General features: G+C 70.2%; 1 protein-coding gene. It reads right to left on the reverse strand.

What is annotated here, in order from left to right; genetic code table 11:
• Positions 1-205 (reverse strand): transposase (locus tag QQ657_RS56590; protein ID WP_434056880.1); only part of this gene is annotated, 205 nt, incomplete at both ends.

Raw genomic sequence — 205 nt, forward strand, 5'->3', positions numbered from 1 at the left:
GGGTGCGTGCGGGTCGCAGAAGTAGACCGGCATCCCGGTGGCCTGGGTGAACTGGCCGTGCAGGTGCATCTCGCTGCCCTGATCCCAGGTCAGCGACCGCCGCAGCTGATCGGGCAGCGTCGCGATCTTCGCGATGAGGGCGTCGCGGACCAGGGCCGGGGTGTAGCCGGCGGGCAGGTGCAGCAGCATCACGTAGCGGGTGGTG

Origin of the sequence: Amycolatopsis ponsaeliensis, assembly GCF_030182635.1 — a bacterium.
Taxonomy (GTDB): domain Bacteria; phylum Actinomycetota; class Actinomycetes; order Mycobacteriales; family Pseudonocardiaceae; genus Amycolatopsis; species Amycolatopsis ponsaeliensis.